The organism is Azospirillum soli, assembly GCF_017876165.1.
GTDB classification, from domain to species: domain Bacteria; phylum Pseudomonadota; class Alphaproteobacteria; order Azospirillales; family Azospirillaceae; genus Azospirillum; species Azospirillum soli.
This window is the reverse complement of the sequence record NZ_JAGINQ010000008.1, coordinates 82,506-108,718: the sequence shown is the minus strand read 5'-3', so window position 1 is coordinate 108,718 and position 26,213 is coordinate 82,506. Positions and strand designations below refer to the sequence as shown.

Annotated in this window: 23 protein-coding genes; 9 read left to right on the top strand and 14 right to left on the bottom strand. The window is 69.2% G+C overall.

The window, feature by feature from the left end:
- Positions 1–9 precede the first annotated feature (9 nt).
- Together J2852_RS14660 and J2852_RS14655 are read left to right on the top strand one after the other, a co-directional pair.
- A complete protein-coding gene (locus tag J2852_RS14660) occupies positions 10–354 on the top strand; it encodes a hypothetical protein (RefSeq protein WP_209876701.1) in 345 nt (114 codons plus the stop codon).
- A gap of 6 nt (positions 355–360) precedes the next feature.
- Entirely contained in the window at positions 361–1,275 is a 915-nt protein-coding gene (locus tag J2852_RS14655) for a DMT family transporter (protein WP_209876699.1), read from the top strand.
- A 288-nt stretch (positions 1,276–1,563) separates the two neighbouring features.
- Here J2852_RS14655 and J2852_RS14650 read toward each other — a convergent pair whose 3' ends face one another.
- The 3 genes from J2852_RS14650 to J2852_RS14640 all read right to left on the bottom strand — a co-directional run bounded on the left by J2852_RS14650 (position 1,564) and on the right by J2852_RS14640 (position 4,449).
- Positions 1,564–2,847, bottom strand: coding sequence for a TRAP transporter large permease (locus J2852_RS14650; RefSeq protein WP_209876697.1), 1,284 nt, complete (start codon positions 2,845–2,847; stop codon positions 1,564–1,566).
- Entirely contained in the window at positions 2,847–3,356 is a 510-nt protein-coding gene (locus tag J2852_RS14645) for a TRAP transporter small permease (RefSeq protein ID WP_209876695.1), read from the bottom strand. The genes J2852_RS14650 and J2852_RS14645 overlap by 1 nt, the downstream gene beginning before the upstream one ends.
- Before the next feature lie 67 nt (positions 3,357–3,423).
- Positions 3,424–4,449: a DctP family TRAP transporter solute-binding subunit gene (locus J2852_RS14640; protein ID WP_209876693.1), complete on the bottom strand. Its 1,026-nt coding sequence runs from the start codon at positions 4,447–4,449 to the stop codon at positions 3,424–3,426.
- Between the two features lie 161 nt (positions 4,450–4,610).
- Between J2852_RS14640 and J2852_RS14635 the strand changes: the two genes are divergently transcribed.
- On the top strand, positions 4,611–5,198 hold the full coding sequence (locus J2852_RS14635) for an OmpA family protein (RefSeq protein ID WP_246499656.1): 588 nt from the start codon (positions 4,611–4,613) through the stop codon (positions 5,196–5,198).
- A gap of 2 nt (positions 5,199–5,200) precedes the next feature.
- Here the strand turns inward: J2852_RS14635 and J2852_RS14630 are convergent, their stop codons facing one another.
- Together J2852_RS14630 and J2852_RS14625 are read right to left on the bottom strand one after the other, a co-directional pair.
- The gene (locus tag J2852_RS14630; protein WP_209876689.1) at positions 5,201–5,836 is read right to left on the bottom strand and encodes a 3'-5' exonuclease; all 636 of its coding nucleotides are present in this window, start codon (positions 5,834–5,836) and stop codon (positions 5,201–5,203) included.
- 11 nt (positions 5,837–5,847) lie between these two features.
- Entirely contained in the window at positions 5,848–6,438 is a 591-nt protein-coding gene (locus tag J2852_RS14625) for an NUDIX domain-containing protein (protein WP_343206746.1), read from the bottom strand.
- Between the two features lie 292 nt (positions 6,439–6,730).
- On the opposite strand from J2852_RS14625, the gene J2852_RS14620 reads away from it, so the two are divergent.
- Positions 6,731–7,759 carry an SAM-dependent methyltransferase gene (locus J2852_RS14620; RefSeq protein ID WP_209876685.1) on the top strand — a complete coding sequence of 343 codons (1,029 nt, stop codon included), beginning with the start codon at positions 6,731–6,733 and terminating at the stop codon, positions 7,757–7,759.
- Positions 7,760–7,771: 12 nt separating this feature from the next.
- Here the strand turns inward: J2852_RS14620 and tagF are convergent, their stop codons facing one another.
- From tagF to icmH, 3 genes are read right to left on the bottom strand one after another with little or no spacing between them, the layout of a single operon-like run.
- On the bottom strand, positions 7,772–8,410 hold the full coding sequence (gene tagF / locus J2852_RS14615; RefSeq protein WP_209876683.1) for a type VI secretion system-associated protein TagF: 639 nt from the start codon (positions 8,408–8,410) through the stop codon (positions 7,772–7,774).
- Complete coding sequence (gene tssM, locus J2852_RS14610) at positions 8,407–10,371, bottom strand: type VI secretion system membrane subunit TssM (protein ID WP_246499653.1); 1,965 nt, start codon at positions 10,369–10,371, stop codon at positions 8,407–8,409. Before tssM ends, tagF begins: the two co-directional genes overlap by 4 nt.
- A gap of 10 nt (positions 10,372–10,381) precedes the next feature.
- Positions 10,382–11,761 carry a type IVB secretion system protein IcmH/DotU gene (gene icmH, locus J2852_RS14605; RefSeq protein WP_246499651.1) on the bottom strand — a complete coding sequence of 460 codons (1,380 nt, stop codon included), beginning with the start codon at positions 11,759–11,761 and terminating at the stop codon, positions 10,382–10,384.
- Between the two features lie 131 nt (positions 11,762–11,892).
- On the opposite strand from icmH, the gene J2852_RS14600 reads away from it, so the two are divergent.
- The 5 genes from J2852_RS14600 (at position 11,893) to J2852_RS14580 (ending at position 19,781) form a co-directional block, all read left to right on the top strand.
- On the top strand, positions 11,893–12,228 hold the full coding sequence (locus J2852_RS14600; RefSeq protein WP_209876679.1) for an STAS domain-containing protein: 336 nt from the start codon (positions 11,893–11,895) through the stop codon (positions 12,226–12,228).
- Positions 12,229–12,329: 101 nt separating this feature from the next.
- The gene (locus J2852_RS14595) at positions 12,330–14,735 is read left to right on the top strand and encodes a PAS-domain containing protein (RefSeq protein WP_209876677.1); all 2,406 of its coding nucleotides are present in this window, start codon (positions 12,330–12,332) and stop codon (positions 14,733–14,735) included.
- Between the two features lie 510 nt (positions 14,736–15,245).
- Positions 15,246–16,196, top strand: a complete 951-nt coding sequence (locus tag J2852_RS14590; RefSeq protein WP_209876675.1) for an SH3 domain-containing protein — start codon at positions 15,246–15,248, stop codon at positions 16,194–16,196.
- A 90-nt stretch (positions 16,197–16,286) separates the two neighbouring features.
- Positions 16,287–17,879 (top strand): DUF3369 domain-containing protein, encoded by a 1,593-nt coding sequence (locus J2852_RS14585; RefSeq protein WP_209876673.1) that lies wholly within the window; start codon positions 16,287–16,289, stop codon positions 17,877–17,879.
- 6 nt (positions 17,880–17,885) lie between these two features.
- The gene (locus J2852_RS14580) at positions 17,886–19,781 is read left to right on the top strand and encodes an FHA domain-containing protein (RefSeq protein ID WP_209876671.1); all 1,896 of its coding nucleotides are present in this window, start codon (positions 17,886–17,888) and stop codon (positions 19,779–19,781) included.
- A 116-nt stretch (positions 19,782–19,897) separates the two neighbouring features.
- On the opposite strand, the gene J2852_RS14575 is transcribed toward J2852_RS14580, so the two are convergent.
- The 6 genes from J2852_RS14575 to pip form a co-directional block, all read right to left on the bottom strand.
- Positions 19,898–20,428, bottom strand: coding sequence for a response regulator (locus J2852_RS14575; protein ID WP_209876669.1), 531 nt, complete (start codon positions 20,426–20,428; stop codon positions 19,898–19,900).
- Positions 20,429–20,867: 439 nt separating this feature from the next.
- Positions 20,868–23,279, bottom strand: a complete 2,412-nt coding sequence (gene pheT, locus J2852_RS14570) for a phenylalanine--tRNA ligase subunit beta (protein ID WP_209876667.1) — start codon at positions 23,277–23,279, stop codon at positions 20,868–20,870.
- 13 nt (positions 23,280–23,292) lie between these two features.
- On the bottom strand, positions 23,293–24,360 hold the full coding sequence (gene pheS / locus J2852_RS14565; RefSeq protein WP_209876665.1) for a phenylalanine--tRNA ligase subunit alpha: 1,068 nt from the start codon (positions 24,358–24,360) through the stop codon (positions 23,293–23,295).
- 119 nt (positions 24,361–24,479) lie between these two features.
- Positions 24,480–24,851: a 50S ribosomal protein L20 gene (gene rplT, locus J2852_RS14560; protein ID WP_209876663.1), complete on the bottom strand. Its 372-nt coding sequence runs from the start codon at positions 24,849–24,851 to the stop codon at positions 24,480–24,482.
- Positions 24,852–24,869: 18 nt separating this feature from the next.
- A complete protein-coding gene (gene rpmI, locus J2852_RS14555) occupies positions 24,870–25,070 on the bottom strand; it encodes a 50S ribosomal protein L35 (protein WP_209876661.1) in 201 nt (66 codons plus the stop codon).
- Positions 25,071–25,230: 160 nt separating this feature from the next.
- Entirely contained in the window at positions 25,231–26,181 is a 951-nt protein-coding gene (gene pip / locus J2852_RS14550) for a prolyl aminopeptidase (RefSeq protein ID WP_209876659.1), read from the bottom strand.
- Positions 26,182–26,213 lie beyond the last annotated feature (32 nt).

Sequence of the window (26,213 nt, the reverse complement as noted above, 5' to 3'; positions counted from 1 at the left end):
GACCATTCCATGCGCGCCTTCGACGGCCAGCATTCCGACAACGTCGCCATCAAGCGCACGCGGGAGCAGAAGCAACTCCAGCTCCAGCAGCTGAAGGACCAGCTCGCGACCCTGAAGGCCCACGCGGCTCCGGCGATCCGCGAGGCGCTGGTCAAGCGCATCGGCGAGTTGGAAGCGGAAATGCGCCAGCCTCCGAAGCCGCCCCGCGAAGGCCGTGGCGAGCGTGGTGAGCGCGGCGACGGCCCGCGTGGTCCGCGCCGTGATGGGTTTCGGGGCGAGGGCGCTCGCGGTGAGGGCGCTCGCGGCGACGACCAGGGCCGTCCGGCCTTCGCCTCCCCGCGTCGGCGCGGCTGACCGTCCATGAGCGGGAACGCCACCGCACCCGCGGGGCGCCGCCTGTTCGACCAGGCGTGGCTCCTGATGATGTTGCCGCCCCTCTTCTGGGCCAGCAACGCCGTCCTGGGCCGCGCCGTGGCCGGCCAAGTGCCGCCGGTTGGCCTCGCCTTCTGGCGCTGGACGCTGGGCGCGCTGCTGGTCCTGCCCTTCGCGTGGCGGCACCTGCGCGTCGATGCGCCCGTCCTGAAGCGGCAGTGGAAGATCGTCCTGCTGCTAACGGTGCTGGGCATCGGCGTCTTCAACACCTTCCTCTACATCGGGCTGAACACCACCACGGCGCTGAACGCGGTGATGATGCAGTCCTCCATGCCCGTGCTGATCGTTCTGATGAGCCTCGCGCTGTTCGGCGACCGCGTCTCCGCTCTTCAGGCCGTGGGCATCGCCATCTCGCTGGCCGGCGCCACGACGCTGATCGCGCGCGGCGATCCGGCGGTGCTGCTGGGGCTGCAACTGAACGCGGGCGATCTGTGGATCTTCGCGGCGGTGCTCTGCTACGCCGCCTACACGGCGCTGCTGCGCCGCCGGCCCAACGTGCACGGCCTCAGTTTCATCGTCGCCACCTTCGCGGCGGGCGCGCTGATGCTGCTGCCCTTCTATGTGTGGGAGACGGTGGGCGGGCGGCCCATGCCGCTCACCCCCACCGCGCTTGGCGCCATCGTCTATGTGGCGCTGTTCCCGTCGATCCTGGCCTACCTGTGCTTCAACCGCTCGGTGGCGCTGGTGGGGGCCAACACGGCGGGGCTGGCCATCCACCTGATCCCGGTGTTCGGGAGCCTGCTCGCCATCCTGTTCCTCGGCGAGCAGCCCCACCTCTATCACGGCATCGGCATCGCGCTGATCGCCGTGGGTATTGTTCTGGCGACCCGCCGGCGGGGTTAGCACCACTCTGCCGCTGTCAAAGAGAGGTCGGTTCTGGCGTAAAGCCCTTCTCCCCGACCTCTCGCGCAAGCAGAACTTGCGTTGACGGCGACAGGCGGCCTGTGGCCGCCGAGAGCCGGGAGGAGGGTTGGGATGAGGGGTATGCGGCAAAGCCGCACATGCGATTGAGCCTCTTTTCCCGTCCTGCCGGACGACATGCCCCCTCACCCCAACCCCTCTCCCACGAGGGGAGAGGGGCAGCATGCAGCCGCTAAGCCTGTCTCGGCAGATGGGAGTGGCAGAGTGGTGCTAGAGATACCCCAGCCGGCGCGGCAGCCAGAGCGACAGCTCGGGAATGAAGGTCACCAGCACCAGCGCGCCCAGCATCGCCAGCACCATCCACAGCACCCACTTCACGGTCGATTCCATGGCGATGCCGGCCACGCGCGTGGTCACCATCAGGTTGACGGCCATGGGCGGGGTGAACTGGCCGATGGCGAGATTCATGGTCAGCATGACGCCGAACCACACCGGGTCCCACTTGAACGCCGTCATGATCGGCGTCAGCAGCGGCAGCAGGATCAGGAAGATCGACACCGCGTCCAGCAGCATGCCCAGCCCCAGCAGCGCCACGTTCAGCAGGAGCAGCACCAGGATCTCGCTGCCCGTCGCCTGAATCGCCATGGCGGCGACCTTGTCGAAGGCGCCCAGCGTGCTGCCCGCCCAGGCGAAGACGCTGGACAGGGCGATGATCAGCAGCACCACCGCCGACATCTCCGCCGCCTCGGCCAGCACCTCGTACATGCCGCGCCAGGTCAGCGTGCGGTAGACGAAGACGCCCACGGCCAGCCCGTAGAACACGGCGACCACCGCCGCCTCGGTCGGGGTGAAGGCGCCGGTGCGCAGGCCGCCCAGGATGATGACCGGGGCGAGCAGGCCCCAGATCGCCTGCCGGAAGCTGCGCCAGAAGGGTGGGCGCGGTCCGGCGTCGAGCATGCCGAAGCCGTGCTTGCGCGACAGCCAGATGGTCGGGGCCAGCAGCGACAGGCCGGCCAGAAGGCCGGGGATCAGCCCCGCCGCGAACAGCGCCGGGACGGAGGCCTGCGGCACCAGCACGCTGTAGATGATGAAGGCGACCGAGGGCGGGATCAGGATGGCCGTCGCGGCGGCGGCGGCGATCACGCTGGCCGAAAAGGCCTTCGGGTAGCCGGCCTTGTGCATGGACGGAAGCATCACCGTGGCGACCGCCGCCGCGTCGGCGGGGCCGGAACCGGAGATGCCGCCCATCACCATGCAGACCAGGATCGCCACCACGGCCAAGCCGCCGTTCTTCGCCCCCACGATGGAGGAGGCGAAGGTGACCAGCTGCTTCGCCACGCCCGCCCGTTCGAAAATCAGGCCGGCCAGGATGAAGACGGGGATCGCCAGCAGCGGGTACTTGGCGATGCCGGCGTAGACGTTGGTCGGCACCGACAGGATGCCGAGCTGCGCGTCCAGAATGGCGAGCGTCCCGGCCAGCCCCAGCGCCACCGCCAGCGGCGCGCCGATCAGCATCAGCAGCAGGAAGCCGGCGAACAGAATCGTCATCGCCATCAGGCGTTTCCCCGCGCGATGCGGATGATCCGCCCGACGACGCGCAGCGCCACCACCAAGGACAGCAGCGGCAGCCACACCGTGTAGATCCATTGCGGGTTGCCGAGCCCCGGCGAGGTCTCCTCGAACCGCCACTGGTCGTAGGTCAGCCGCCCGCCGTACCAGACCAGGAAGCCGAACATCACCAGCGCGGCGGACCACGCCACCAGCTCGGTCACCCGCCGGACGGGCGGCGACAGCTTGTCGGCCAGGAAGGTGATGCGGATGTGCCGGTCGGCGGCCGCCGCTACGGAGGACCCCAGCAGCGTCATCACGACCAGGAGGAAGATCGAATACTCCTCCGTGAAGGCCAGCGACACGTCGGTCAGGTAGCGCGCCACGACGTTGGCGAAGGTGATGACGCACAGCGCCGCCATGGACAGGGCGGCCAGCGCGCGTTCCAGCGTCACCGGCACCTTGGTTTCCGGCGGCGCCGTTTCGAGGCCGGCTTCGAGGAGGTCAGTGCTCATGGAGAAATCTCTAAGGGGAACATGTTTGCCCCCACCTTTGCGGGGTGGGGGCAACACCGGTCGTCGCTTACTTGCGGTTCGCGATGGACGTCTCGGCCGCCTTCACGAGGTCGGGGCCGATCTGCTTGGCCCACTTGTCGTAGACGGCCTGCGTGGCCTTCTGGAACGCCTTCTGCTGGTCGGGGGTCAGCTGCACGACCTCGACGCCCTGGGCGGCGATGTCCTTCAGCAGGCTGTTGTCCTCGGCCGTGATGCCCTTGCGGGCGATGGCGACCTCCTCGGCGGCGGCCTGGACGGCGGCGGCGCGCACGGCCTCCTGATCCTCCTTGGACCAGCTGTTCCAGACCTCCTTGTTGACCACGAAGATCAGCGGGTCGGCGACGTAGCCCCACAGCGTCAGGTGCTTCTGGCCGAGCGTCGGCAGCTTGCCGGCGACGAAGACGCCCACCGGGTTCTCCTGCCCGTCCACGGCGCCGGTGGACAGCGCCGGCTGCGCGTCGGCCCAGCTCATTTGCGTCGGGTTGGCGCCTAGCGCGGTGAAGGTGTCGAGATACAGCGGCGAACCGACGACGCGGATCTTCAGGCCCTTCAGATCGTCCGGCGTGCGGATCGGGCGCTTGGAGTTGGAAACCTCGCGGAAGCCGTTCTCGCCCCAGGCCAGCGGCACCACGTCCTTGGTGGACAGCAGGTCGAACAGCTGCTTACCGACCGGACCCTGGGTCAGCGCGTCCATGGCCTTGTGGTCGGGCATCAGGAAGGGCAGCGAGAAGAGGTTCAGCTCCTTCACCTGCGGCGACCAGTTGATGGTCGAGCCGACCGCCATGTCGATGACGCCCTGGCGCAGAGCCGTGAATTCCTTGGTCTGGTCGCCGTTCACCAGCGCCGAGCCCGGATACATTTTCACATTGATCCGGCCGTTGGTCTTTTCCTTCACCAGCTCCGCCCAGCGGTCGCCGCCGATGCCCCAGGGGAACGGCTTGCCCAGCACGGTGGAGAGCTTGTATTCGGCCTTGTAGTCGGCAGCCGCCGCAACACCGGGCAGAACCATGGCCGCGAGCGCCAGACCGGCCAGCAGTGCCTTCATCGTCTTCATACTTCTTTCCTCCCAGATGCCCCGTACGAAAGTTCGGGAACGGGATCGTACAGAGGCACGCACGACTGTTCCACGCGGAATTTGACGGGACCCGCGGGAGCTTGGACAATGCCGCCATGCGATACGGAAAGACCTTGGGCGGATTGGGGATGTTGGCGGGTTTGGCGCTGACGGGCCCGGCGCTCGCCCAGACCACCCCTCTCGGCCCCAATCCCAGCGAATGCGAAATCCAGGCGGCCCTGCTGGGCACCGCCGGACCGGATTGCCCGCCAGTGTCGATGAAGCGCGCCGCCCCGGCGACGGTTGCGCCACCCGTACCGCAGCCTTCCGTACCGCCGCCCGTGCAGGCCCCGGCGCGGGTGCCCGTCCCGACCCCGCCCGCCCCGGTCGCGGCTCCGACGGTCGAGCTGCGCGCGGCCTTCCGGATCAATTTCGACTTCAACTCCGCCCGCATCCGGCCGGAATCGCGCGCGGTGCTCGACCGTGTCGGCGCGGTGATGACGGCCAAGGAGGCGGGCGACACGCGCTTCCGCATCGTCGGCCACACGGATTCGGTCGGCGGCGACGCGGTGAACCTCGCCCTGTCGCAGCGCCGGGCCAAGGCGGTGGTGGACTATCTGACGGAAAAGCACGGCATCCGGCGCGACCGGCTGGACGCGTCGGGCATGGGCGCGCGGGAGCCGCTGATCCCCGACGATCCCAAGGCGGCGGAGAACCGCCGCGTGGAGATCGTGAACCTCGGCGGCTGAGGCTACGCGCTGATCGGCAACAGCCGGCGGCGCCTCGGCGGATTGCCGCCCTTGCAGGGCGTGTAGCCGTCCGGCGTCAGTTGCCCGAAGGTGATCCCCGTCGCCTCGGCGATGTCGGACAGTTGCTCCAGCCCCAGGGTTCGCGCGGCGGCCAGCGCGATGCGCCCGCAGGCCTCGGCGTCGCTGCCCGCCCGGTGGTGGTCGAGCGCGATGCCCAGGAACTCCGCCAGATAGTTCAGCTTGTGCGCGGCAAGGTTCGGCCACGCCCGCCGGGCCAGCACCACCGTGCACAGGTAGGAGCAGACCGGCCACGCCAGCCCATAGTCGCCCAGCGTGTGCCGCAGAACGCTGAGGTCGAAGGACGCGTTGTGGGCCAGCACCAGCCGCCCGTCCACCCGCTCGCGGATGCGTGCCCAAACTTCCGGAAACTCCGGCGCGTCGGCCACGTCCTCGGGCCGGATGCCGTGGACAGCGGTGTTGAAGGGGTTGAAGCGCATCTCGCGCGGGCGGATCAGATGCTCTTCGGTGGCGACCACCCGCCCGCCCTCGATCCAGGCGACGCCGATGGAGCACGCGCTGGTGCGCGTCTCGTTGGCGGTTTCGAAGTCGATAGCGACCGCGTGCGTAGGGGCGTGCATGGGTGCGTGCATCAGCCCAGAATCAGCTTGGTGACGTCTTCGGGCAACTCGCCCTCCAGGGCCATCAGGCGGACCTTCAGCAGGCTGGCGACCGCGATGGCGTCGGTTATGTCGCCGCGCATCGCCATGGCGTAGGCCTCGGCGAAGGGAACGCGGCGCAGTTGCAGTTCCTCGGTTTCCTCCGGTTCCGCCTCGCCATGCTCCAGCCCCCAGGCGAGATAGCAGTAGGCGGTCTCGTCGGTGATGCTGTTGGACAGGTGCAGGGTCAGGATGGGCAGCCAGTGGCGGGCGGTCTGACCCGTTTCCTCAAGCAATTCCCGCTGCACCGAGACCAGCGGATCGACGCCCTTCTTGCCGCCGCCTTCCGGAATCTCCCAGCTGTACTGGCCCAGCGGAAAGCGATACTGCCCGACCAGGGTGATGCAGCCGTCGTCGTCGATGGGCACCACGCCGGTGGCGAGGTGCTGCGCGTGCATCACGCCGTAGATGCCGGGGTTGCCCTTGGGGTTCAGCACGTCGTGCTCGACCACCTTCATCCAAGGGTTCTCGTAGATCGGCTTGGTGGTCAGGATGGTCCAGGGATTGCCGGTCTTGTGCGGCACGCCGAAGCTCCTCAAGGGGTGGTTCGCCAACGGACTATAGGGAGTGGACGCCGATGCCGCAACGCGGCCGGCCCAATGGCGTCCGGCCGCCTCCATCCGGTCACGGCCTGTAGGAAAGCCCGTAAAATTTTCCCGATATCCAAGGAAATATAATGAAAGCTGGTTAAAGAAGAGTTTCTTGACAATGATTGCGCTGAAGACTACTCCTATATTGCAAGATCAAAATAGTTTTGTTCGGACTGTAATGGAATTTGCTTAAAAAGCATTCTTTGTAGCTGTGGGGAGAGCCCTCTTGGACCTGCGGGAGCAAGATCGCTGGCGCAATCCGGATTGGCGGACGAAGTTCGTCGCCTGGTGGGAAGGTTATGACCTTTCCAACCTGGCGCGCACGCCGCGCCCGGCTTTCGTCGCGCGACGCCCGCTACGCGGTCCGGTGGACAGCTTCGGTGCCGCGCCGGCCGCCGTGGCGCCGGCGGCGCTGGCCGCGCCCGAGACGCTCCCCAATCCCAACGCTGACCTGGAGCGGCTTGAGGCCCTGCAACTGGACCGGCATGGCGAGCCCGTCTGGTCGGTGGCGCGCACGGAAGGCGCCCAGATGCTGTGGGGTGACGATTGCGTCGGCCCCGGCGATCCGCAATGGATGGTGGACGCCGTCCGCTCCTTCGGCCTGAACCCGGCCAAAAGCGTGCTGGATCTGTCGGTCGGGCTCGGCGGGCCGGCGCGGGCCATCGTCAACAGCTATGACACCTGGGTGACGGGGCTGGATCCCTCGCCGCTGCTGGCGAAGATGGGCATGGACCGGTCCAAGGCGCTGGGCGTGTCCAAGAAGGCGCCCATCGCCCATTACGACCCGGACCATTTCAACCAAGCCGGCGCCTTCGACCTCGTGCTGGCCGACCGCATCGTGCACCGGGTCCGCGACAAGGAAGTGTTCCTCGACCGCATCTGCGATTGCGTCAAGCCGAAGGGCGGAGTGCTGCTGTTCGACTACGTCATCGAGGGCACGCCCAGCTCCTGGGACAACTGGAACGGCTGGCGCGACGAGGAGCCGATGGAGGTCTATCCCTGGTCCGGCACCCGCATGTCGGACGAGCTGACCCAGCGCAACCTGGACGTCCGCATCGTCGAGGACTTGACGCAACAGCACCGCCGCCAAGTGGTCGACCGCGTGCGTCACCTCGCCGAGATGCTGAAGAACGCCGTGCCCGACGGCCGCGTCCTGAAGGCGCTGGCCCGCGAGCTGCAACTGTGGTGGGCGCGGCTGTGCGTGCTGGGCAGCGGGCTGCGCTTCCAGCGCTACGTGGCGATGCGCCCGGCCTGACGAGCCCCCCGACTACCCCTCCAAATCCTCCCAGCCCCAGCGCGTCCAGGCGCCGTCGAGGAAGGCGGCCAGCCGCGCGCCGCCGGGCATTCCCGAACAGGTCAGCAGCGACGGCGCGACGCGCCCACCGCCCCGGCTCCACCACAGGCTGGCGGCGTCGGGCAAGGGGCCGACCAGCCCTTTCACCACCTCGCCCGTTTCCGATCTGTCAATTTCCGGACGGCTGAGGATCGCCATGCGGGCGGGCAGGCCCTCCACGTCCGCCCCGGCGCGGCAGGCGTCGGCCGCAACCGCTTCGGCGCGGGCGAACCAGCCGGCGCAGGCCACCGGCACCGACGCGATGTCGGTCACGCCGGGCAGGGTCGCCGCCACGGTGAAGGGGTACAGCCGCCCGACCCGGTCGGCGCTGGGCATCAGCACGCCAACCAAGGGCGCCTCCCCGCATAGCCCGGCCGACAGGGCGAAGCGCCAGACCGGGGCTGCCGGGAACAGCCGCTCCCACGACGCGCCGAGCCGCCGTCCCGCCTCCCCCAGCGCGCCGGACAGCCACGCGTCCCACGGCCCCAGCACCGCGCGCGGCAGGCCGTGGCCGACGAAATCGCCGCGCGCCGGCACCTTGCCGTGGAAGCCGACCGCGAAGCCGGGGCTCATAAATCGGGCCGGGGAGAAGGTAAGGACGGCTGGTTCAGCACCTCGACCACGCGGGCGACCAACGCCTCGTCCACCGGGATCGGCGCGAAGCCCACCTCGAACAGCGCGGCCAGATGGTCGCCCAAGGCCCGCCGCCGCCCCTCATGCGCGGGGCCGGGAAGCGTGCGCTGCCAGTCGGCGGCCAGCCATTCCGCCAGGAAGGCTGGGTCCAGGGCCTCCTGCCCGCCGACCATCCGGTAGGCGCGCAGGGACAGCTTCAGCAGGTCCGGCCGCGCCCAGCCGGTGCGCAACTGCTCCTCCAGCCGCAGCACGATGCGCGACAGGAAGACGCTGCGCAGCGCCCGCTGGTACACGTCCACCGCTGGCCGGCCGATCCGTTCACCCTGGTACAGCCCGCCGGTCATGGACAGGGGCGCCCAGCCCTCGCGCTCCAGCCAGCCGCCGGGCAGCGCGCGCAAGGCGTCCAGCGCCGGCAGCACGGCGGCGAAGTCGGTGTCGTCCACCCGCGTCAGCGAGCGCGGCGGGGTGTCCAGCGCCCTGATCTCCCGCTCCGCCTCAAGGACGGCGGCCTCGGCGCGGGCGATCAGCGCGTCGTTCGCGCGGTGGCTGTTCAGCCAGAACAGGCCCAGCGCCAGACCGGCCGCCAGAGCACCACCAACCGCCCAGGCGCTGCGGCGGCGCCGCGCCCGCTCCAGCGCGCGATCCACGCCGACGAGGTTCGCTTCGGGGAACACCACGTCGGGCAGCAGCCGTTCCAGGAAATAGGTCTGCGCCGGAGCCTCCACCGACGCCCCGCCCTGGGTGGCGCTGGTGAAGTAGACGCCGCGCAGCAGGGGCGCCTCCTCCTCCGCCTCCGAGGTGAAGGCGGTGTCCACCAGATCGGACAGGGCGGCCTCGAACTCCGCCATCTGCAAGGGGAAGGCAAAGGCCGAACTGCGCCTCTGGATGTCCGGTTCCTGGTGCAGCCGTTCCAGCAGCCGTTCGTCCAGCCGGCGCAGCAGCGCCGCGAACTGCGTGTGGAAGGGCCCGAGCGGGCCTTGCGCGCCCTCCTCCACCGGGAAGGTCATGCCCCAGATCTGCGCCCGCTCCGCCCGGTCCAGCGGGTCGAAGTAGGTGGCGAAGCCCTCCACCAGATCGGCCTTGGTGCACAGCAGATAGACCGGCACCCGCAGGCCCAGATGCCCGCGCAGTTCGCCCAGCCGCTGCCGGATGGTGATGGCGTGGCCGTGCCGCTCCTCCGCGCTCCAGTCCGCGAGATCGGCAAGGCTGATGGTGACCAGCACGCCGTTCACCGGCTGGCGCGGCCGATGCTCCTTCAGCAGGTCGAGCAGCCCCGACCACACCCGGCCGTCCACGGCGCGGCGGCTGTCCTGCGTGGTGTAGCGCCCGGCCGTGTCGATCAGCACCGCGTCGTCGGTGAACCACCAGTCGCAGTTGCGCGTGCCGCCCAGATTCTGCACCGGCATGCCGTCCACGCCGCCGCCCAGCGCCGCGCCCAGCCGCGCGTTGGCCAGCGCCGTCGTCTTGCCCGAACCCGGCGCGCCGATCACCAGATACCAAGGCAGCTGGTAGAGATAGCGCCCGCCCCAGCGCGCGCCGAAGCGCTGCGTCTTCAGCCGGCCGAGCACGGCGTCCAGCCGCTCCCGCACCGTGCTCAGTTCTTCCAGGGAGGCCTTCAACTCCGGATCGCGGGCGGCGGCCAGCGCTTCGACCAGCCGGGCGTTGGCGGCGCGCTCCCGTCCGTCCTCGCGGCGGTTCAGCAGCAGCCATGCGGCCAGCGCCAGCAGCATGGGCATGGAGCGAAGCCCCGCCCCCTCCGCCCCGGCCAGCGGCGTCAGCACCCACCCGGCCAGCCCCACCGCCAGGGCGGCCGCCAGCGTCGCGCCCCAGCGCAGGCGCGGCGTGACGGCCAAATCAGCCTTAGGCAGGCTTGTCTTCGGAGAGGGGCGACGCGCGCGCATGGACACCGGCCTATTGCGGGTAGAGCCGGACATCGATGCGCCGATTGGCGCCCCGGTTGGCCGGCGTGCTGTTGGGGGCGAGCGGCTCGCTGTCGCCGCGCCCTTCCGACGACAGGCGCGCCGGGCCGACGGTGCGCTCCAGAATTTTGCGCACGGCCAGCGCCCGCGCCTCGGTCAGCGCCTGCGGGTTGGAGAGCGGGCCGGTGCGCGGCGTCTGGTCGTCGGTGTGGCCGACCACCACCACATGCCCCGCCTCCGGACCCAGCGCCTGCCCGACGCGGTCCACCACGGCGCGGTAGCGCGCCTTGATGGCGTCGCTGCCGCTGGCGAACATGCCCGCCCCCTCGATGCGGATGACCAGCGCGCCGTCGTCGCCGGCCAGGATCGCCACGGCACCCGACCGGATCTCCGGCTGCAACAGGCTGGTGACGCGGGTGGCCAGCGCCGGCCCGGCGGCGGGCGGGGGCGGCGGGGCGAGGCGGGAAATCTCGATGGGCCGGTCGGGCAGCAGATCGCCCAGCCGTGCCACCACCGGCGCCGCCCGCTCGTTCAGGGAGGCCGACAGCTGCACGAACAGCACGGCCAGCAGCGCCGCCGCGACCACCCCCACGGTCCAGGGCGGCACCACGAGGCCTAGTGGACGGAAACTCTCGGCGATGCCGCGCCAGTTCGGGGACAGCGCCCGTTCCCGCTCCCCGCGCACCCGGCGCAGCACGCGGTACAGCTCGTCCCGCAGGTGAGCGAGGTCGTGCGCGCCGCGCGGGCGGTCGCGGAACTTGCCCTCGAAGCCCAGCGACAGGCAGGCGTAGAACAGCTCCAACTCCCGCCGGTGCAGGCGCGGATCGCTCAGCATGGTATCGAGCAGATCGAAAAACTGGTCCGGCCCGCTGGCGTCGGGGTCGATGGTCGCGACCAGCCCCTCGCGCACCCAGCGGCAGCGCGCCCCCCAGGGCGTTGCCCGGATCACGTCGTCCAGCGTGGCGCACAGCGCGAAACGGGCGACGCGCACCTCCTCCCCCGGGAGGCTGGCGCTGGCCGCCTCGGCCTCGAACCGGCGCAGGTCGGCGAGGATGACGTTGCGCAACCCCTCCGGATCCTCGTGCGTGACCCGGTCGCGCAGCCGCGAGGCGAGGTCGAGCAGCGGCCCCGCCGCGCCAAGCAGCGGGTTCACCGCCCCGCGCAGCCGGGCAACTGGCAGGTCGGCAATAGGCAAACCGGCAACAGGAAAACCGGCGGTGGGCAGGTGTGTGCGCGGCTCCGCCCGCGACGCCGGACCGGCCGCCAGATAGGCGGGCACGGCGCGCAAGCCCGCCGGCACGCCCATCGGGATGCGCGCGGGTGTTCCACCGTCCTGCACGGCCGTCTCGCCGAAGCGCTCGTCCGTTCCCATAGCCCCTACCGCCGCTCTGCACCGTGAATGACCTTTTGCGGGTGCAGGTATAGCAGGCCCAGAAATCGGTCGTCACCGCCGATCCGCATTGCCACATTTTCCGTGCAGCACCATGACGAGCGCATAGAACCATGCAGATCGACGAGGAATCGCGCGGCGGCGTCCTCATCCTCCGCCCCACCGGCCGCATCGACAGCGCCACCGCCCGCGCTTTCGAAAACCGCCTGATCGCCGCCGTGGAACCCGGCCCGGCGGTGGTGGTCGTGGATTGCGGCGGGCTGACGCTGCTGACCTCGGCGGGCCTGCGCTCCCTTCTGAAGGCGGCCAGGCGCGCCAAGCCGGCCCGCAGCCGCATCCTGCTGGCCGCCATCCCCGCCCCGGTCCGCCCCGTGTTCGAAATAAGCGGCTTTTCCTCGCTGTTCGAGACGCACGCCAGCGCCGATGCCGCCCTGGCCGCGCTGGGTTAGAGGCCTTTCGCATCTGCAGTAAAGGGTTTCGAAAGGGATTCCATCGTATAAGGCTTTCTTCCGGCAGGGCACACCCGAAGGTGACGGGAGAAACGGGGAGCATGGTCGAGTCCACACGGCAGTCCCCGTGGAGCGGCGACGGCGTCCTCGCGCCGGACCGCGCGCAAGACGCGTTGCTTCAGGCGCTCGCCGGCATCCGCACGGGCATCGCCGTGTTCGACGCCGGGGCACGTCTCCAAGTCGCCACGCCCCGTTACGCTGAATTGTTCGCGGCCGACGCCGCCCTGCTGGCCCCCGGCACACTCTACCGCGACATCCTCGCGCACCACGCCGCCGCCGTGCTCGACCCGCTGGAAGCCTCAAGGATCGAGGCGCTGGCCGCCCGCCCCGCCCCGGCGGACGCGCCGCTGGCCGCGCCGCAGCTGTTCCAAAGCCGGGCCGGCGGTTGGCTGGAGCTGGAGGAGCGCGTCGGCCAGGACGGCAGCCTCATCTGCCTGTGGACCGACGTCACCCGCCGCCTGACGGCGGAGACGGAGGTGATCCGCCTCCAGGGCCGGCTGCGCGACGCCATCCAGTCGCTGCCCGACGGTTTCGCCCTGTTCGACGCCGACGACCGGCTCGACCTGCACAACACCGCCTTTCTCGACCGTTATGGGCTGGAGCCGGACCTGTCCCTGGTCGGCGTCCCCTACCCCGACCTGCTGCGCCGTGCACTGAGTCGCGGTCTGGTCGATCCGGGCTTTGCGGACGAGGAGGCGCGCGAGTCCTGGGTTCGCCTGACCACCGCCGCGCACCGCAATCCGCAAGGCCCAAGCGAGGTGCAACTGAGCGACGGGCGCTGGATCCGCGTGTCGGAAACGCGCACCGAGGACGGCGGCGTGGTCGGCATCCACAGCGACATCACCGCGCTGAAGCAGCGCGAGGCGGAGCTGGCCCGGCGCACCGCCATGCTCGACGCCGTGACCCAGGCGGCCACCCGCATCATCGGCCATGGCGATTGGCAGGACGGGACGGAGGAGCTTCTTCGCCGCCTCGGCCGCGCGCTGGAGGTGACGCACGCCGCCCTGTTCCAGGTGCACACCGTCAGTGATGACGGCGTGATGCAGGCCTGCCTCGCCGAATGGTCGGCCGATCCCGCCGCCGCCGGCGACCCGTCGCGGCTGGTGGCCCGGCTGGGCGAGGCGGACGGGGTCGGATTGCTGCGCGACGGCTTCCCGGTGCACGGGCCGGCCGGCCGGCTCGCCGTGCCGATCCTGGTGGACGAGGTCTGGTGGGGCCACATCGCCTTCGACGGCGACGCCGGCCGCCACTGGAGCCCGCGCGAGGTGGAGGTTCTGAAGACCGCCGCCGCCCTGCTTGCCGGCGCCATCCAGCGCGCCCGGCTCGACGCCGAACTGCGCAAGAGCGAGGCGCGCAAGCAGGCCATCGTGGAATCGGCACTCGACTGCGTGGTGACCATAGACGCGTCGGGCCTGCTGGTGGAGTTCAATCCGGCCGCCGAGGCGACCTTCGGCTGGCAGCGAGGCGAGGCGGTGGGCCAGCGGATGGAGGATCTGCTGATCCCGCCCGACCTGCGCGCCGGCCACCAGAACGGTTTCGCCCGCTTCCTGGCCGGCGACGGCGGCGGCATGGTCGGCCGCCGTGTCGAGGTCACGGCCATGCGCCGCGACGGCACGACCTTCCCGGCCGAAATGTCCATTGCCCCGGCCCGCGTCGGGGACGAGCTGTTCTTCACCGCCTACCTGCGCGACATCACCGACCGCCGGGACGCCGAACGCGCGCTGATGGAAGCCAAGACCAGGGCCGAAGCGGCGGCCGAGGCCAAGAGCGCCTTCCTCGGCAACATGAGCCATGAGCTGCGCACGCCGCTGAACGCGATCATCGGCTTCTCGGAAATCCTGAAGGATCAGCTGCTCGGCCCCTTGGGCGAGCCGAAATACGCGGAGTTCGCCGCCGACATCCACGAGGGCGGCGCCCATCTGCTGGGCATCATCAACGACGTGCTGGACATGGCCCGCATCGAGGCGGGCGAGCACCATCTGATGCGGGAGACCATCGACCTCGGTACGGTGGTCCGTTCCTGCCTGCAAATGCTGCGCGACCGCGCCGCCAAGGGCGAGGTGGCGCTGATCGACGACACCGGCCCCCTGCCGGTCGGCCTGTACGCCGACCGCCGCGCGGTGATGAAGATTCTGCTGAACCTGCTGTCCAACGCCGTGAAGTTCACCCCGCCCGGCGGCCGGGCGCGGGTGACGGTCGGCCCGGACGAAACCGGCGCGGTGGTGCTGCGCGTCGAGGACACTGGCGTCGGCATCCCGTCCGATGCGCTCTCCCGCGTGTTCGAGCCGTTCCAGCAGGCCGACATGAACCTGAACCGCCAGCACGAGGGCGCCGGCCTCGGCCTGACCATCACCCGCGCGCTGGTCGAACTGCACGGCGGCAGCATCGCGCTGGCCAGCACCCAGGGCCACGGCACCACCGTGACGGTGCGTTTCCCGCCGGCCTGACGGGTTGACTAAGCAGGTTGGTCAACCCCTCGCAGCCCATCGGCTGGGCGATTGCATCCCCGCGCAGGCGCGGGACCGTCCGGGAAATAAGTCGCTATGTCGCGTGAGCTTCCCTCGGGAGAACCACTGAATCGGGAAAAGGCCTGAACCTGTCTCCCCCTTACACCGGCACCGTGCTGATGCGCTGGAACACCGGCTTCCACCGGCCAAACACTCCTTAATTCATGCGCCAAACGCATACCTCAGAAGATCATAAGCACACAAATCGTTGTGCAGCCGCCGACAACGGACGCGCACCAACATTTGTCCGCAAATTTATGGCGTCATTCGGAAGAACACCGCTTTCCGCCATTCCGCATCTTTGAGAATCGGCGAAATCCGCACGACGACGCACAATCCTTGATATGCGCGTGACGCATAGCTTCCCAACTCAACCAGCCCCGCATCGCCGGGTTGCTCCGAGGCCGCCCACCGAGTCACAATGGGCGGCTTCTCCGAAGGGTTACCACCATGGCCAGGACTCCCGGCATCGGCACGCGCGGCCGCGCATCGGCACTGAAGGCGACCGCTCTGCGGCTGGCCTTGGCCGTGGCCACGCTGTGGTTCTCGCCCGGTGTTTACGCGCAAAGCCCCGTCGCCATCGGGGCCCCGCTGACCGGCGAGGTGGTGCTGAACCGCGACGTGGAGGTGCGCATCGGCCCCAGCGAGGGCTCCCGCATCATTATGACGCTGACGCGGGGCAAGGCGCTGAACGCACTGGGCACGCCGCGTGGCACGGCCTGGACGGAGGTCGCCATCGGCGGCCAGCCCATCGGCTACGTCCCGGCCGACTCGCTCGACCCCGCGCTGATGGTGGCGCGGCCGGTGACCAGGAACACCGCGCCGAAACCCGCCAAGTCCGGTGAGCAGACGGCCCCCCACCGCAACGCCGCCGTGGTGCCCCGCGCCTCGTGGGAGATCGCCGCCCAGATGCCGGCCCAGGGCTACGTCGTCGTCACCCAGAACATTCCCGCTACCGAAATCCTCGACAACAAGAAGCGAAAGAGCTTCACGCTGCGCAAGGGCGACGTGGTCGGCATCATCGACACCGCGAACGGCCGCGCCACGCTGGCGATGCCCGGCCGCTCCAAGGCGGTGGCGACGGTGGAGGGGCTGGCCGGCGTGGTCGCGCCCTATCCGCTGCCCGGCATGCCGCCGATCGAGCCGGGGCCGCTCTACGCCGCCAAGCTCGGCGAGTACGTCAGCCACGCCGAGGGCCTGCGCGCCTGGAAGGAGTTCACGGCCGGGGCCGGCGCCGCCTACCGCGACCTGCCGCCCATGGTCTGGCCGGTGTTCCGGGGCACCCGGACGATATACGAGATGGGGATCGGCCCCTTCTCCCGCACCCAGGTGGACAACGCCTGCGGCGTGCTGGCCCAGCGCGGGCGCGACTGCTGGGTAATCGAACTGGACACCTTCTGATCCCATAAAATTTTTCCAAGACGATCACGCAGCTGCGACGTGCTAAGCTCTTGCCTTCCGCTTCCCGCCGGTTCGCAACGGGCTTTCGCCATGACCAACGCCGAAGTGACCAACGCCGAAGACGAGTTCCTCTTCCTCGACGACCAGGAGAACGACGGCGAGTCCGCATCGTCGGCGCCGGCGAACCGCTGGAAGATGATGATCGTGGACGACGAGCCGGAGGTGCACTCCATCACCAAGCTCGTCCTGGCCGACTTCGCCTACAAAGGCCGCCCGGCGCACTTCATCTCCGCCTATTCGGCGGCGGAGGCACGCGAGATCCTGGCCCGCGAGGACGACATCGCCATCATCCTGCTGGACGTGGTGATGGAAACCGACGACGCCGGCCTGAAACTCGTCCACCACATCCGCGAGGAGCTGAAGAACCGCCACGTCCGCATCATCCTGCGCACCGGCCAGCCGGGGCAGGCGCCGGAACGCGCGGTCATCCTCGACTACGACATCAACGACTACAAGGCGAAGACGCAGCTCACCGCCCAGCAGCTGTTCACCACCACGGTCGCGGCACTCCGGTCCTACGAGGACATCATGGCGATCGAGATGAACCGGCGCGGGCTGGAGAAGATCATCGAGGCATCCTCGTCCCTGTTCCAGGCCCGTTCGATGAAGCTGTTCGCGGCCGGCGTGCTGACCCAGCTGTCCGGCATTCTCGGCGTCGGGCCGGACGCCATCCTGTGCGTGCAGCGCGGCCCCGTGATGGGCGGCGCCAAGGACGGGCTCTACGTGCTGGCCGGCTCCGGCCGCTACGAGGCGCTGATCAACGAGCCGGCATCCGAGCATGTGGATCCGCAGGTTCTGGCCGCCGTCCAGCGCTGCCTGGAGACGCGGTCGAACCAGTACGATTCCGACCACTGCACGCTCTACATCCGCACGCCGAACGACCGGGAGAACGTGGTTTATCTGCGTTCCGACCGCCCCTTGTCGGAGCTGGACCGCAACCTGATCGAGGTATTCTGCCGCAAGATCTCGGTCGGCTTCGACAACCTGCACCTCCACGAGCAGCTGCGCCGCGCCCAGGAAAGCACGCTGATCGCCATGGCCGATCTGGCCGAATTGCGGGCCGAGCCGTACGCCGAGCCCGAAGCGGCCGAGCCGTCCCTGCGGATCGCCTCCCTGGCCGAACGGACCGCCCGCCGCCTTCATGACGAGAACCGCTTCCGCGAGACCATCGACGAACCCTTCTTGGAGATGGTCGGGCTGGCAGCCATCCTGCACGACGTCGGCAACGCCACCGTCGATCCCGCCATCCTCGGCAAGGCCGGCCCCCTGACCCCGGAGGAACGGGCGGCCATGCAGGCCCACACCGTCAAGGGCGGGGACCTGCTGCACCGCGCCAGCCGCTACGCCGAAAGCCGCACCTACCTTCATCTCGGCGCGGAGATCGCCCGCAGCCATCACGAGAACTGGGACGGCACCGGCTATCCCGACCGCCTTCGGGGCGACGCCATCCCGCTCAGCGCCCGCATCGTCGCGGTGGCCGACAGCTTCGACGCCATGACCCGCGACCGCCCCTACCGCAAGGCGCTCGGCATCGAGACCGCCGCCGCCGAAATCCGCCGCCTGTCCGGAACCCGCTTCGACCCGGCGGTGGTTGAGGCCTTTCTCGCCGTGGTCGGCCCCTAACCCCTGATGCGCCGCTCCTACAGCTACGAAGTCACGGTCGAGGTCCAGGGCAAGGCCCAGATCGACGGCACCTATGAGAGCGAGGCCGACGCCCGCGCCCGCGCCGACTATCTGCTGAGCCTCGCCAAGTTCACCGCCGTCCGGGTGATCAAGGTGGACGCTCGCGGTGCCTCCACCGTGCTGTTCGAGAAGGCCTACCAGGGCGGCGGCAAGGTGGTGACCGTCGGCAGCCTGGACGAGGCCCCGCTCTGCGAGGATGTCTTCGCCCTCTACCGCTACCCGGCCCGGCGGGCTCTGGTCCGCGTCATGCGCCCCTGGTGCGACGAGCAAGGGCTGATCCCGCTGGAGGTCCTGCACCGCCCGTTGCTGCTGCGCCAGATCGAGCGGGAAGACCTGCTGTTCAATCAGGCGGTCAGCCGCATCGCCACCGTCCAGGCCCGCGCCAGCCGTACCACCCCCGACGCGCGCGGCGACGAGCTGCGCCGCCTGTTCCGGGAGCTGCTGGAGCGCGCCAAGCACACCGAAGCCCTGGCCTCCTGGCCGCAGCACCTGCGCAAGCACGGGCTCGCCCACCTGCTGGACCACGCCCGCGCCACCCTGCCGGCGGGCGAGGCGCAGCGCGCCGCCACCTTCGCCCTGGCCGACTGGCTGGAGGTCGCCCGCGACTGGCCCGACAAGCTGGGCGCCCTGTGCGAGCTGTTCGGCGCCGCGCCCGACCCGGCCACCATCGCGTTCCTGGACGAGGCCATCGCCGAGACCCTGGACGGGCCGCAGCCGATCCGCGCCGTGCTGGGTTACGCCCCCGATCTGGCGCGGGCCATGGTCTCGCTGGCTCATCTGGCGCGCGGCACGCTGGACGACCGGCACTGCCACACCCCGGCGCTCGACCGGCTCAACGCGACGATCAATCGCTGGAGCCTGCCGCTGACCCGCGAGGTGCTGCTGACCCGCATCGCCCGCGCGCTGGACGGCACAACGCCGCTGACTCGACAGGGCCGCGTGGCGGACGGCCGCGCCTTCACCGAACTGCTGCCCCTGCTGGTCGAGGTCGGCGGCTTTCAGGGCGGCGGGCCGATGTGCGTCGCCGTCACCCGCCGCGCCCAGACCGCCTTCGGCGTGGAGGGCGAGGATTTGCCGGTGGAGGAGGCGGTCGGCCGCGTTCTCGACCTGCTGCCCGATCCGGGGACGCGCATCGGCTATCTGCTGGACCTGCTGGCGGCGGAGTTCGGCCGCAAGCGGGCGACCATGCTGACCGCGCGGCTGGCCGGCGTGCTGACCCGCGTGACCAGCCTGCGCGACTTCTTCGCCGGCAACGAGCGGGCCTGGAGCGCCGACACGATCCGCGAGGGCTTCCGCAAGCGCCTGTACGCCGGCGGCATCCGCGCCGACATCGCCGACCTGTTCATGCGGCGGCTGGAACATCTGGCCCTCAACCCGGAACCGGCCCAGCCGACCCCTGCGTCAAGCGCTCCGTCGCCGGAACCGCAGACGGTCGATCCCGTGGACGTGCAGACGATCTGCATGCAACTCCAGGTCCTGGCCGAGCCCCGGACCGTCAAGGGGCCGCATCTGGTGCTGTATTACGAAGGCCGGGAGTATGTGTGCGACCAGAAGACGGCGGAGTTCGTGCTGGGCCGTGCCTCGTCCTGCGACATGACCGTGGGCGCCAAGACCGCGTCGCGCCAGCACGCCGTCATCCGCAACCGGCAGGGGGAATTCCTGCTGTTCGACCGCAGCCGCAACGGCACCTATGTGCGGCTGGGTGTGCAGAAGCCGCTGGTGGTGAAGAATTCCAGCGTCTCGCTGGCCGGCATGGGCACCATCTACCTCGGCGCCGACCCCAACGGGGCCGATGGCGACAAGCGCCACCTGATCCTGTTCCAGCAATTCTCGGGCAAATAAAGCGGATTCTGATCCGCTTTGGACCGTGACCGCGGTCCCGGACGCTCGTGCGTCCGAAGCCCGGCTGGCGAATGAAGCCATATGAGTCTAAAGCGAACGGAAGTTCGCTTTGGGCGTCAGGCTCCACCGGCCATCAGGCTGTCCACCGTGTCCTTCAGCGGACCGATCTGCACCGGCTTGTGCAGCAGGCGGCAGCCCAGCGCGGCGGCTTCGGCCTGGCGTTCCGGGGTGGTGTCGCCGGTCAGGATCAGGGCGGGGACCGAAGCACCAACATGCTTGCGGACCATCTCGACGGCCTGGGCGCCGGTGCCGCCGGCCGGCAGGAAGTGGTCGGCCAGAACGAGGCCCGGACGCCCCGTCGCCGTCGGCAGGTTCCGCGCCAGCTCGTCCAGCGAGAGCGCGGTCAGCACCTCGTACCCCCAGCCTTCGAGCAGCAGAGCCAGCCCTTCCACAATGGAACGGTCGTCGTCCACCACCACGATTAGCCGGCTGCTGCCGCCATTCGGCGCGCCCTGCCCGTCCCCCTGACTGCCGGCCGAACCGCTTCCGCCGCCCGGAACGCCGGCGTCGGAGACGACCGTCAGGGCCGGTATCACCCCCAGGAAAGCGGGTTGGGCTCCGTCCGTCTCAATCAATACACGCGACATGATAGTTTCCACCAGCGATCCACAACTTCGTTTTCATTCACGCACAAACAAGAATCGTCTAAAATTCGAAAATTACCGCAGCGGGGCATGACCTGATCTGCACCTATTTCAAAAGGGAAACATTTTGACTTTTGAAATTTCGTGAGCCTGCAATTTAATTTTTTGCCGGATGCGGCGGAATACGATCTTGTGTCGTTTATTCGCTCTATCTGATTGAGCCGGGGGGCTCAACTCTGCAAAAACGCATATGAGCTACTGTACAATGTAGAGGCGTGGCGCGTCCACTCCACCACCATACGCCCCGGTGCCGGAACAATCCTTAGGGGCGGTAAGGATTCTCCCACGCGGGACTTGGAGCGCCAACAAAGCAAAAGGGGCTTCCCACCTTTCGGTGGGAGCCCCCTTTCGTCTCAGACTGTGACCGCGGTGCGACGCCGGATCAGGCGCGCAGACTGCCGCCCGTGGCCTTGGCGACCGCGGCGACGATCTTCTGGCCAATGGCCTCGATGTCCTCCTCGGTCAGGGTGCGGTCGGTCGGCTGAAGCGTGACGGAAACCGCCACGGACTTCTTGCCCTCTTCCACGCCCGGTCCCTGGTAGACGTCGAAGACCGCCACGTCCTTGACCAGCGCCTTGTCGGCGCCCTTGGCGGCACGGACGATCTTGTCGGCCTCCACGTCCTTGCCCACGGCGAAGGCGAAGTCGCGCTCCACCGGCTGGAAGGGCGAGAGTTGAACCAGCGGCTTGGCCGTGCCGCCCTTCTTCTTGGGCAGCGGGATGGCGTCGAGGAACACCTCGAACCCGACAACCGGCCCCTTCACGCCCAGCGTGTCGAGCACCAGCGGGTGGATCTCGCCAAAGCGGGCCATCACCGTGGGGCCGAGGCGCAGAACGCCCGAACGGCCGGGATGGTACCAGTTCGGCGCGTCGGTGGTGACCTGAAGGTTCGCGGTCGGCGCGCCGGCCGCCTCCAGCACCGCCAGCGCGTCGGCCTTGGCATCAAAAGCGTCCACGCCGCGCGCCTTCACCGCCCAGTGGCGCGGCACGGCGTTGCCGGCGCGGATACCCGCCGCAACAATGTCCTGCCCGTCCGGCGTCGGCTTGCGGAAGGCCGGGCCGACCTCGAACAGGCCGATGTCGGCGAGGCCACGGTCGGCGTTGCGGCCGGCGGCCTGGATCAGGTTGCCCAGGATCGACGGGCGCATGACGTCGAGGTCGGCGCTGATCGGGTTAAGCAGCTTCAGCCCCGCGTCCACGCCGCCGAACAGCTCCGCCACCGGAGCGGACATGAAGGACCAGGTCACCGCCTCCGACAGGCCACGGACGGCCAGCGTGCGCTTGGCGAGGCCGACGCGGCGCTGCTTGGTGGACAGGGCCGGGCGGGTCAGCACGGAGTCGCGCGGCAGCGGCGTCGCCGGGATGGCGTCGAAGCCGTGGACGCGCAGCACCTCCTCGACGAGGTCGGCCTCGCCGTGGATGTCGGCGCGCCAGGACGGCGGGACGATGCGCAGCGTGCCGTCCACGTCCTCGCGCTCGATGGTGCAGCCGAGATCCATCAGGATGCGGACCTGTTCGTCGCGCGGCAGATCGACGCCGCCCAGGCTCGCCACGCGGCCCGGACGCAGGGGAAGCGTGCGGTGCCACTCCGGCTCCTGCCCGGCGACGACCAGTTCCGACGCCTCGCCGCCGCAGATCTCCAGGATCAGGCGCGTGGCGCGCTCCATGCCCTGGACGACGGCGGCCGGATCCACGCCACGCTCGAAGCGGTAGCGCGCGTCGGACTCGGCACCCAGGCGGCGGCCGGTCTGCGCGGTGCGCACCGGATCGAACAAGGCGGCCTCGACGAAGACGTTGACCGTTGCGTCGGTGCAGCCCGTGTCCTCGCCGCCGACGATGCCGGCCAGCGATTCGGCGCGCTCGTGGTCGGCGACCACGGTCATCTCGCCGTCCAGCTCGTATTCCTTGCCGTTCAAGGCCTTGAGCGTTTCGCCGGGACGGCCCATGCGCACGAGGATGCCGCCCTTCACCTTGTCGGCGTCGAAGACGTGCAGCGGGCGGGCGCTGTCAAAGGTCAGATAGTTGGTGATGTCCACCAGGGCCGAGATCGGGCGCAGGCCGATGGCCGTCAGCTTGTCGCGCAGCCACTTCGGCGACGGCCCGTTCTTCACGCCGCGAATGGTGCGGCCGACGAACATCGGGCAGGCGTCCGGACGCTCGATGGACACGCCGAGCGGGCTGGGGAACGAACCCTTGACCGGCTCCGCATTCAGCGGGCCGTCCATCAGCGGCTTCAGCCGGCCCAGCCCCGCCGCCGCGAGGTCGCGGGCGATGCCGCGCACGCCGGCGCAGTCGGCGCGGTCGGGCGTCAAGCTGATGTCGATCACCGGGTCGCCGAGACCGGCATACTCCGCGAAGGGCACGCCCACCGGCGCGTCGTCCGGCAGTTCGATGATGCCGTTGTGCTCCTCGGACAGCTTCAGCTCGCGTTCCGAGCACATCATGCCGTTGGACTCGACGCCGCGGATGACGCCCTTCTTCAGCGTGATGTCGGAGCCGGGAACGTAGGTCCCCTCCGGCGCGAAGACGCCCTTCAGGCCGACGCGCGCGTTCGGCGCGCCGCAGACGACCTGAAGCTTCTCGGTGCCGGTATCGACCACCAGCACGCGCAGCTTGTCGGCGTCCGGGTGCTTCTCGGCGGAGACGACGTGGGCGACGCGGAAGGGCGCCAGCTCCTTGGAGCGGTCCTCGACGCTCTCGACCTCAAGGCCAAGGGCGGTCAGCTTCTCCACGATCTGGTCGAGCGTGGCGTCGGTTTCCAGGTGGTCCTTCAGCCAGGACAGCGTGAACTTCATGGGTCCGGCTCCTTTAGCGCGTCAGGCCCTGGGCCATGCTGGGAACGTCGAGGGGGACGAAGCCGTAATGCTTCAGCCAGCGCAGATCGGCTTCGAAGAAGGTGCGCAGGTCGGGGATGCCGTACTTCAGCATCGCCACGCGCTCGATCCCCATGCCGAAGGCGAAGCCCTGGTATTTGGTGCTGTCGATGCCGCAGGCTTCCAGCACGTTCGGGTGCACCATGCCGCAGCCCAGGATCTCCAGCCAGTCGCCGTAGTTGCCGAGCTTCAGCTCGCCGCCCTTGCGCGAGCAGCCGATGTCCACCTCGGCCGACGGTTCGGTGAAGGGGAAGAAGCTGGGCCGGAAGCGCAGCGGCAGGTCGTCCACGTCGAAGAAGGCGCGGCAGAACTCGATCAGGCAGCCCTTCAGGTGCCCCATGTTCGTCGCCTCGTCGATGACCAGCCCCTCGATCTGGTGGAACATGGGGGTGTGGGTCATGTCGTAGTCGGACCGGTAGGTGCGGCCCGGCGCGATGATGCGGATCGGCGGCTTCTTGTTCAGCATGGTGCGCACCTGCACGGGGCTGGTGTGCGTGCGCAGCAGCATCTTCTTATCGCCCGCGTCGGGGAGATAGAAGGTGTCGTGCATGTCGCGGGCGGGATGGCCCGGCGGGAAGTTCAGGGCGGTGAAGTTGTGGAAGTCGTCCTCGACGTCCGGGCCTTCCGCGACGCTGAAGCCCATCTCCGCGAAGATGGCGACCATCTCGTCGATGGTCTGGCTGATCGGGTGGATGCGCCCTTCCGTCTCCGGACGGGTCGGCAGGGTGACGTCGATGCGCTCCGCCGCGAGGCGCGCTTCCAGATGGGCGCGGGCGAGGTCGGCCTTGCGCGCGTCGATGGCGGTGGCGATCTCGTCCTTCAGCGCGTTCAGCTGCTGGCCGCGTTCGCGGCGTTCATCGGGGGACAGCCCGCCCAGCTCCTTCATAAAGCCGGTGATGCGCCCCTTCTTGCCGAGCGCGGTCACCCGCACCTCTTCGAGCGCCGCGAGGTCGCTTGCGGCGTTGACCTGCGACAGCAGTTCGTCTTTCAGCGCATCGAGCATGTCGTGTCCCGCTAACCGTATGAAACGCTGGGCATAAAGAAAAAGGGAGCCGGACCCAGCGGCCCGGCTCCCTTCATTCTGGTCTGGCGCCGTACCAGGCTCCGCGAAACGCGGATGCCTTAAGCGGCGGCCTTGGAGCCGAGAGCGGCCTGGGCCTTGTCGACCAGCACCTTAAAGGCTTCCGGCTCGCGCGCGGCCAGATCGGAGAGGACCTTGCGGTCGATCTCGATGCCGGCGAGCTTGATGCCGTTGATGAAGCGCGAGTAGGTCAGGCCGTACTGACGGACACCGGCGTTGATGCGCTGGATCCACAGGCCGCGGAAATCGCGCTTCTTGTTGCGACGGTCGCGGTAGGCGTAGCGAAGCGCCTTTTCGACCTTCTCGATCGCAATGCGGAAGTTCGTGGAGTTGCGGCCGCGGTAGCCCTTGGCCAGCTTGAGAATCTTGCGGTGACGGGCGTGCGTCGTGACGCCCCGCTTAACACGAGCCATGAGTCAGATCCTTATCGATTAGGCGTTGCGCAGCCAGTTCTTCAGCACGATGCGCTGGTCCGGCTCGGCCAGGGTCATCATGCCGCGCGCGTTGCGCTTCATCTTCGAGCTCTTGTTCTCAAGGCAGTGGCGCTTGAAGGCCGCCTGGGCGCGGACCTTGCCGGACGCGGTCACCTTAAAGCGCTTCTTGGCGCCGCTCTTCGTCTTCAGCTTGGGCATTTTCAATCCTTGCGTTGGATGTTCCGAACTTGGCGGTTGGGCATGCCCTGGGCTTTCGGCCCGGCCTCGCCGCCCGTTGGAGGGCAGGGTTATACGCGCCGCCACGCCCCAACGCAAGGGGGTGCGGCGGCGCAACCTGCGCGATTCCCGGATATCTGGCTTACCGATACTCCTTGAACCGCTCCGTCGCCTGGACCAGCGCGGCGCGGATGCCGGGCTCCATGGCCGAATGGCCGGCGTCGGGGACAACGCGGTAGTCGGCCTCCGGCCAGGCCCGGCGCAACTCGTCGGCGGTGGCGATCGGGCACACGATGTCGTAGCGGCCCTGGATGATCATGCCCGGCAGGTGGCGGATGCGGTGCACGTCGCGCAGCAGCCTGTCCTCGGGCGTGAAGCGGTTGGCGCGGAAGTAGTGCGCCTCGATCCGGGCGAGGCCGATGGCGTGGTTGTCCTCGGCACTCGCCGCGACCAGCTCCGGCGAGGGCAGAAGGGAGGAGCAGGCGCCCTCGTACATGCTCCAGGCCCGCGCGGCGGCCATGCGGGTGAAGGCGTCGGGCGCGTCGAGGCGCTTCCAGTAGGCTTCCAGCAGGTCGCCGCGCTCGGCCTCCGGGATGTGGCTGACGAAGGCGGTCCAGGCTTCGGGGAAGATGGTCCGCATCGAATAGAGGAACCAGTCGATCTCCGCCTTGCGCATCAGGAAGATGCCACGAAGGATCAGGCCCAGGCAGCGCTCCGGGTGCGTCTGGGCGTAGGTCAGCGCCAGGGTGGAACCCCAGGAGCCGCCGAACAGCAGCCAGCGCTCGATGCCCAGATGCATGCGCAGCCGTTCGGCGTCCTGCACCAGAAGGTCGGTGGTGTTGCGCCGCACCTCGCCCAGCGGAGTCGAGCGGCCGGCCCCGCGCTGGTCCACGACCACGATCCGGTAATAGCTCGGATCGAAGAAGCGTCGGTGCGTCGGCGACGCCCCCGCCCCCGGACCGCCGTGCAGGAAGAGGACCGGCACCCCACGCGGGTTGCCCGACTGCTCCCAATAGAGCGTGTGGATTTCGTCGACGGGAAGGAAACCGGTCTGGAAGGGATCGATGGGCGGAAAAAGCTCGCTGCGGGGCATGGGTGGGTCCTGTGGTGCCGGCCTAGGGATTG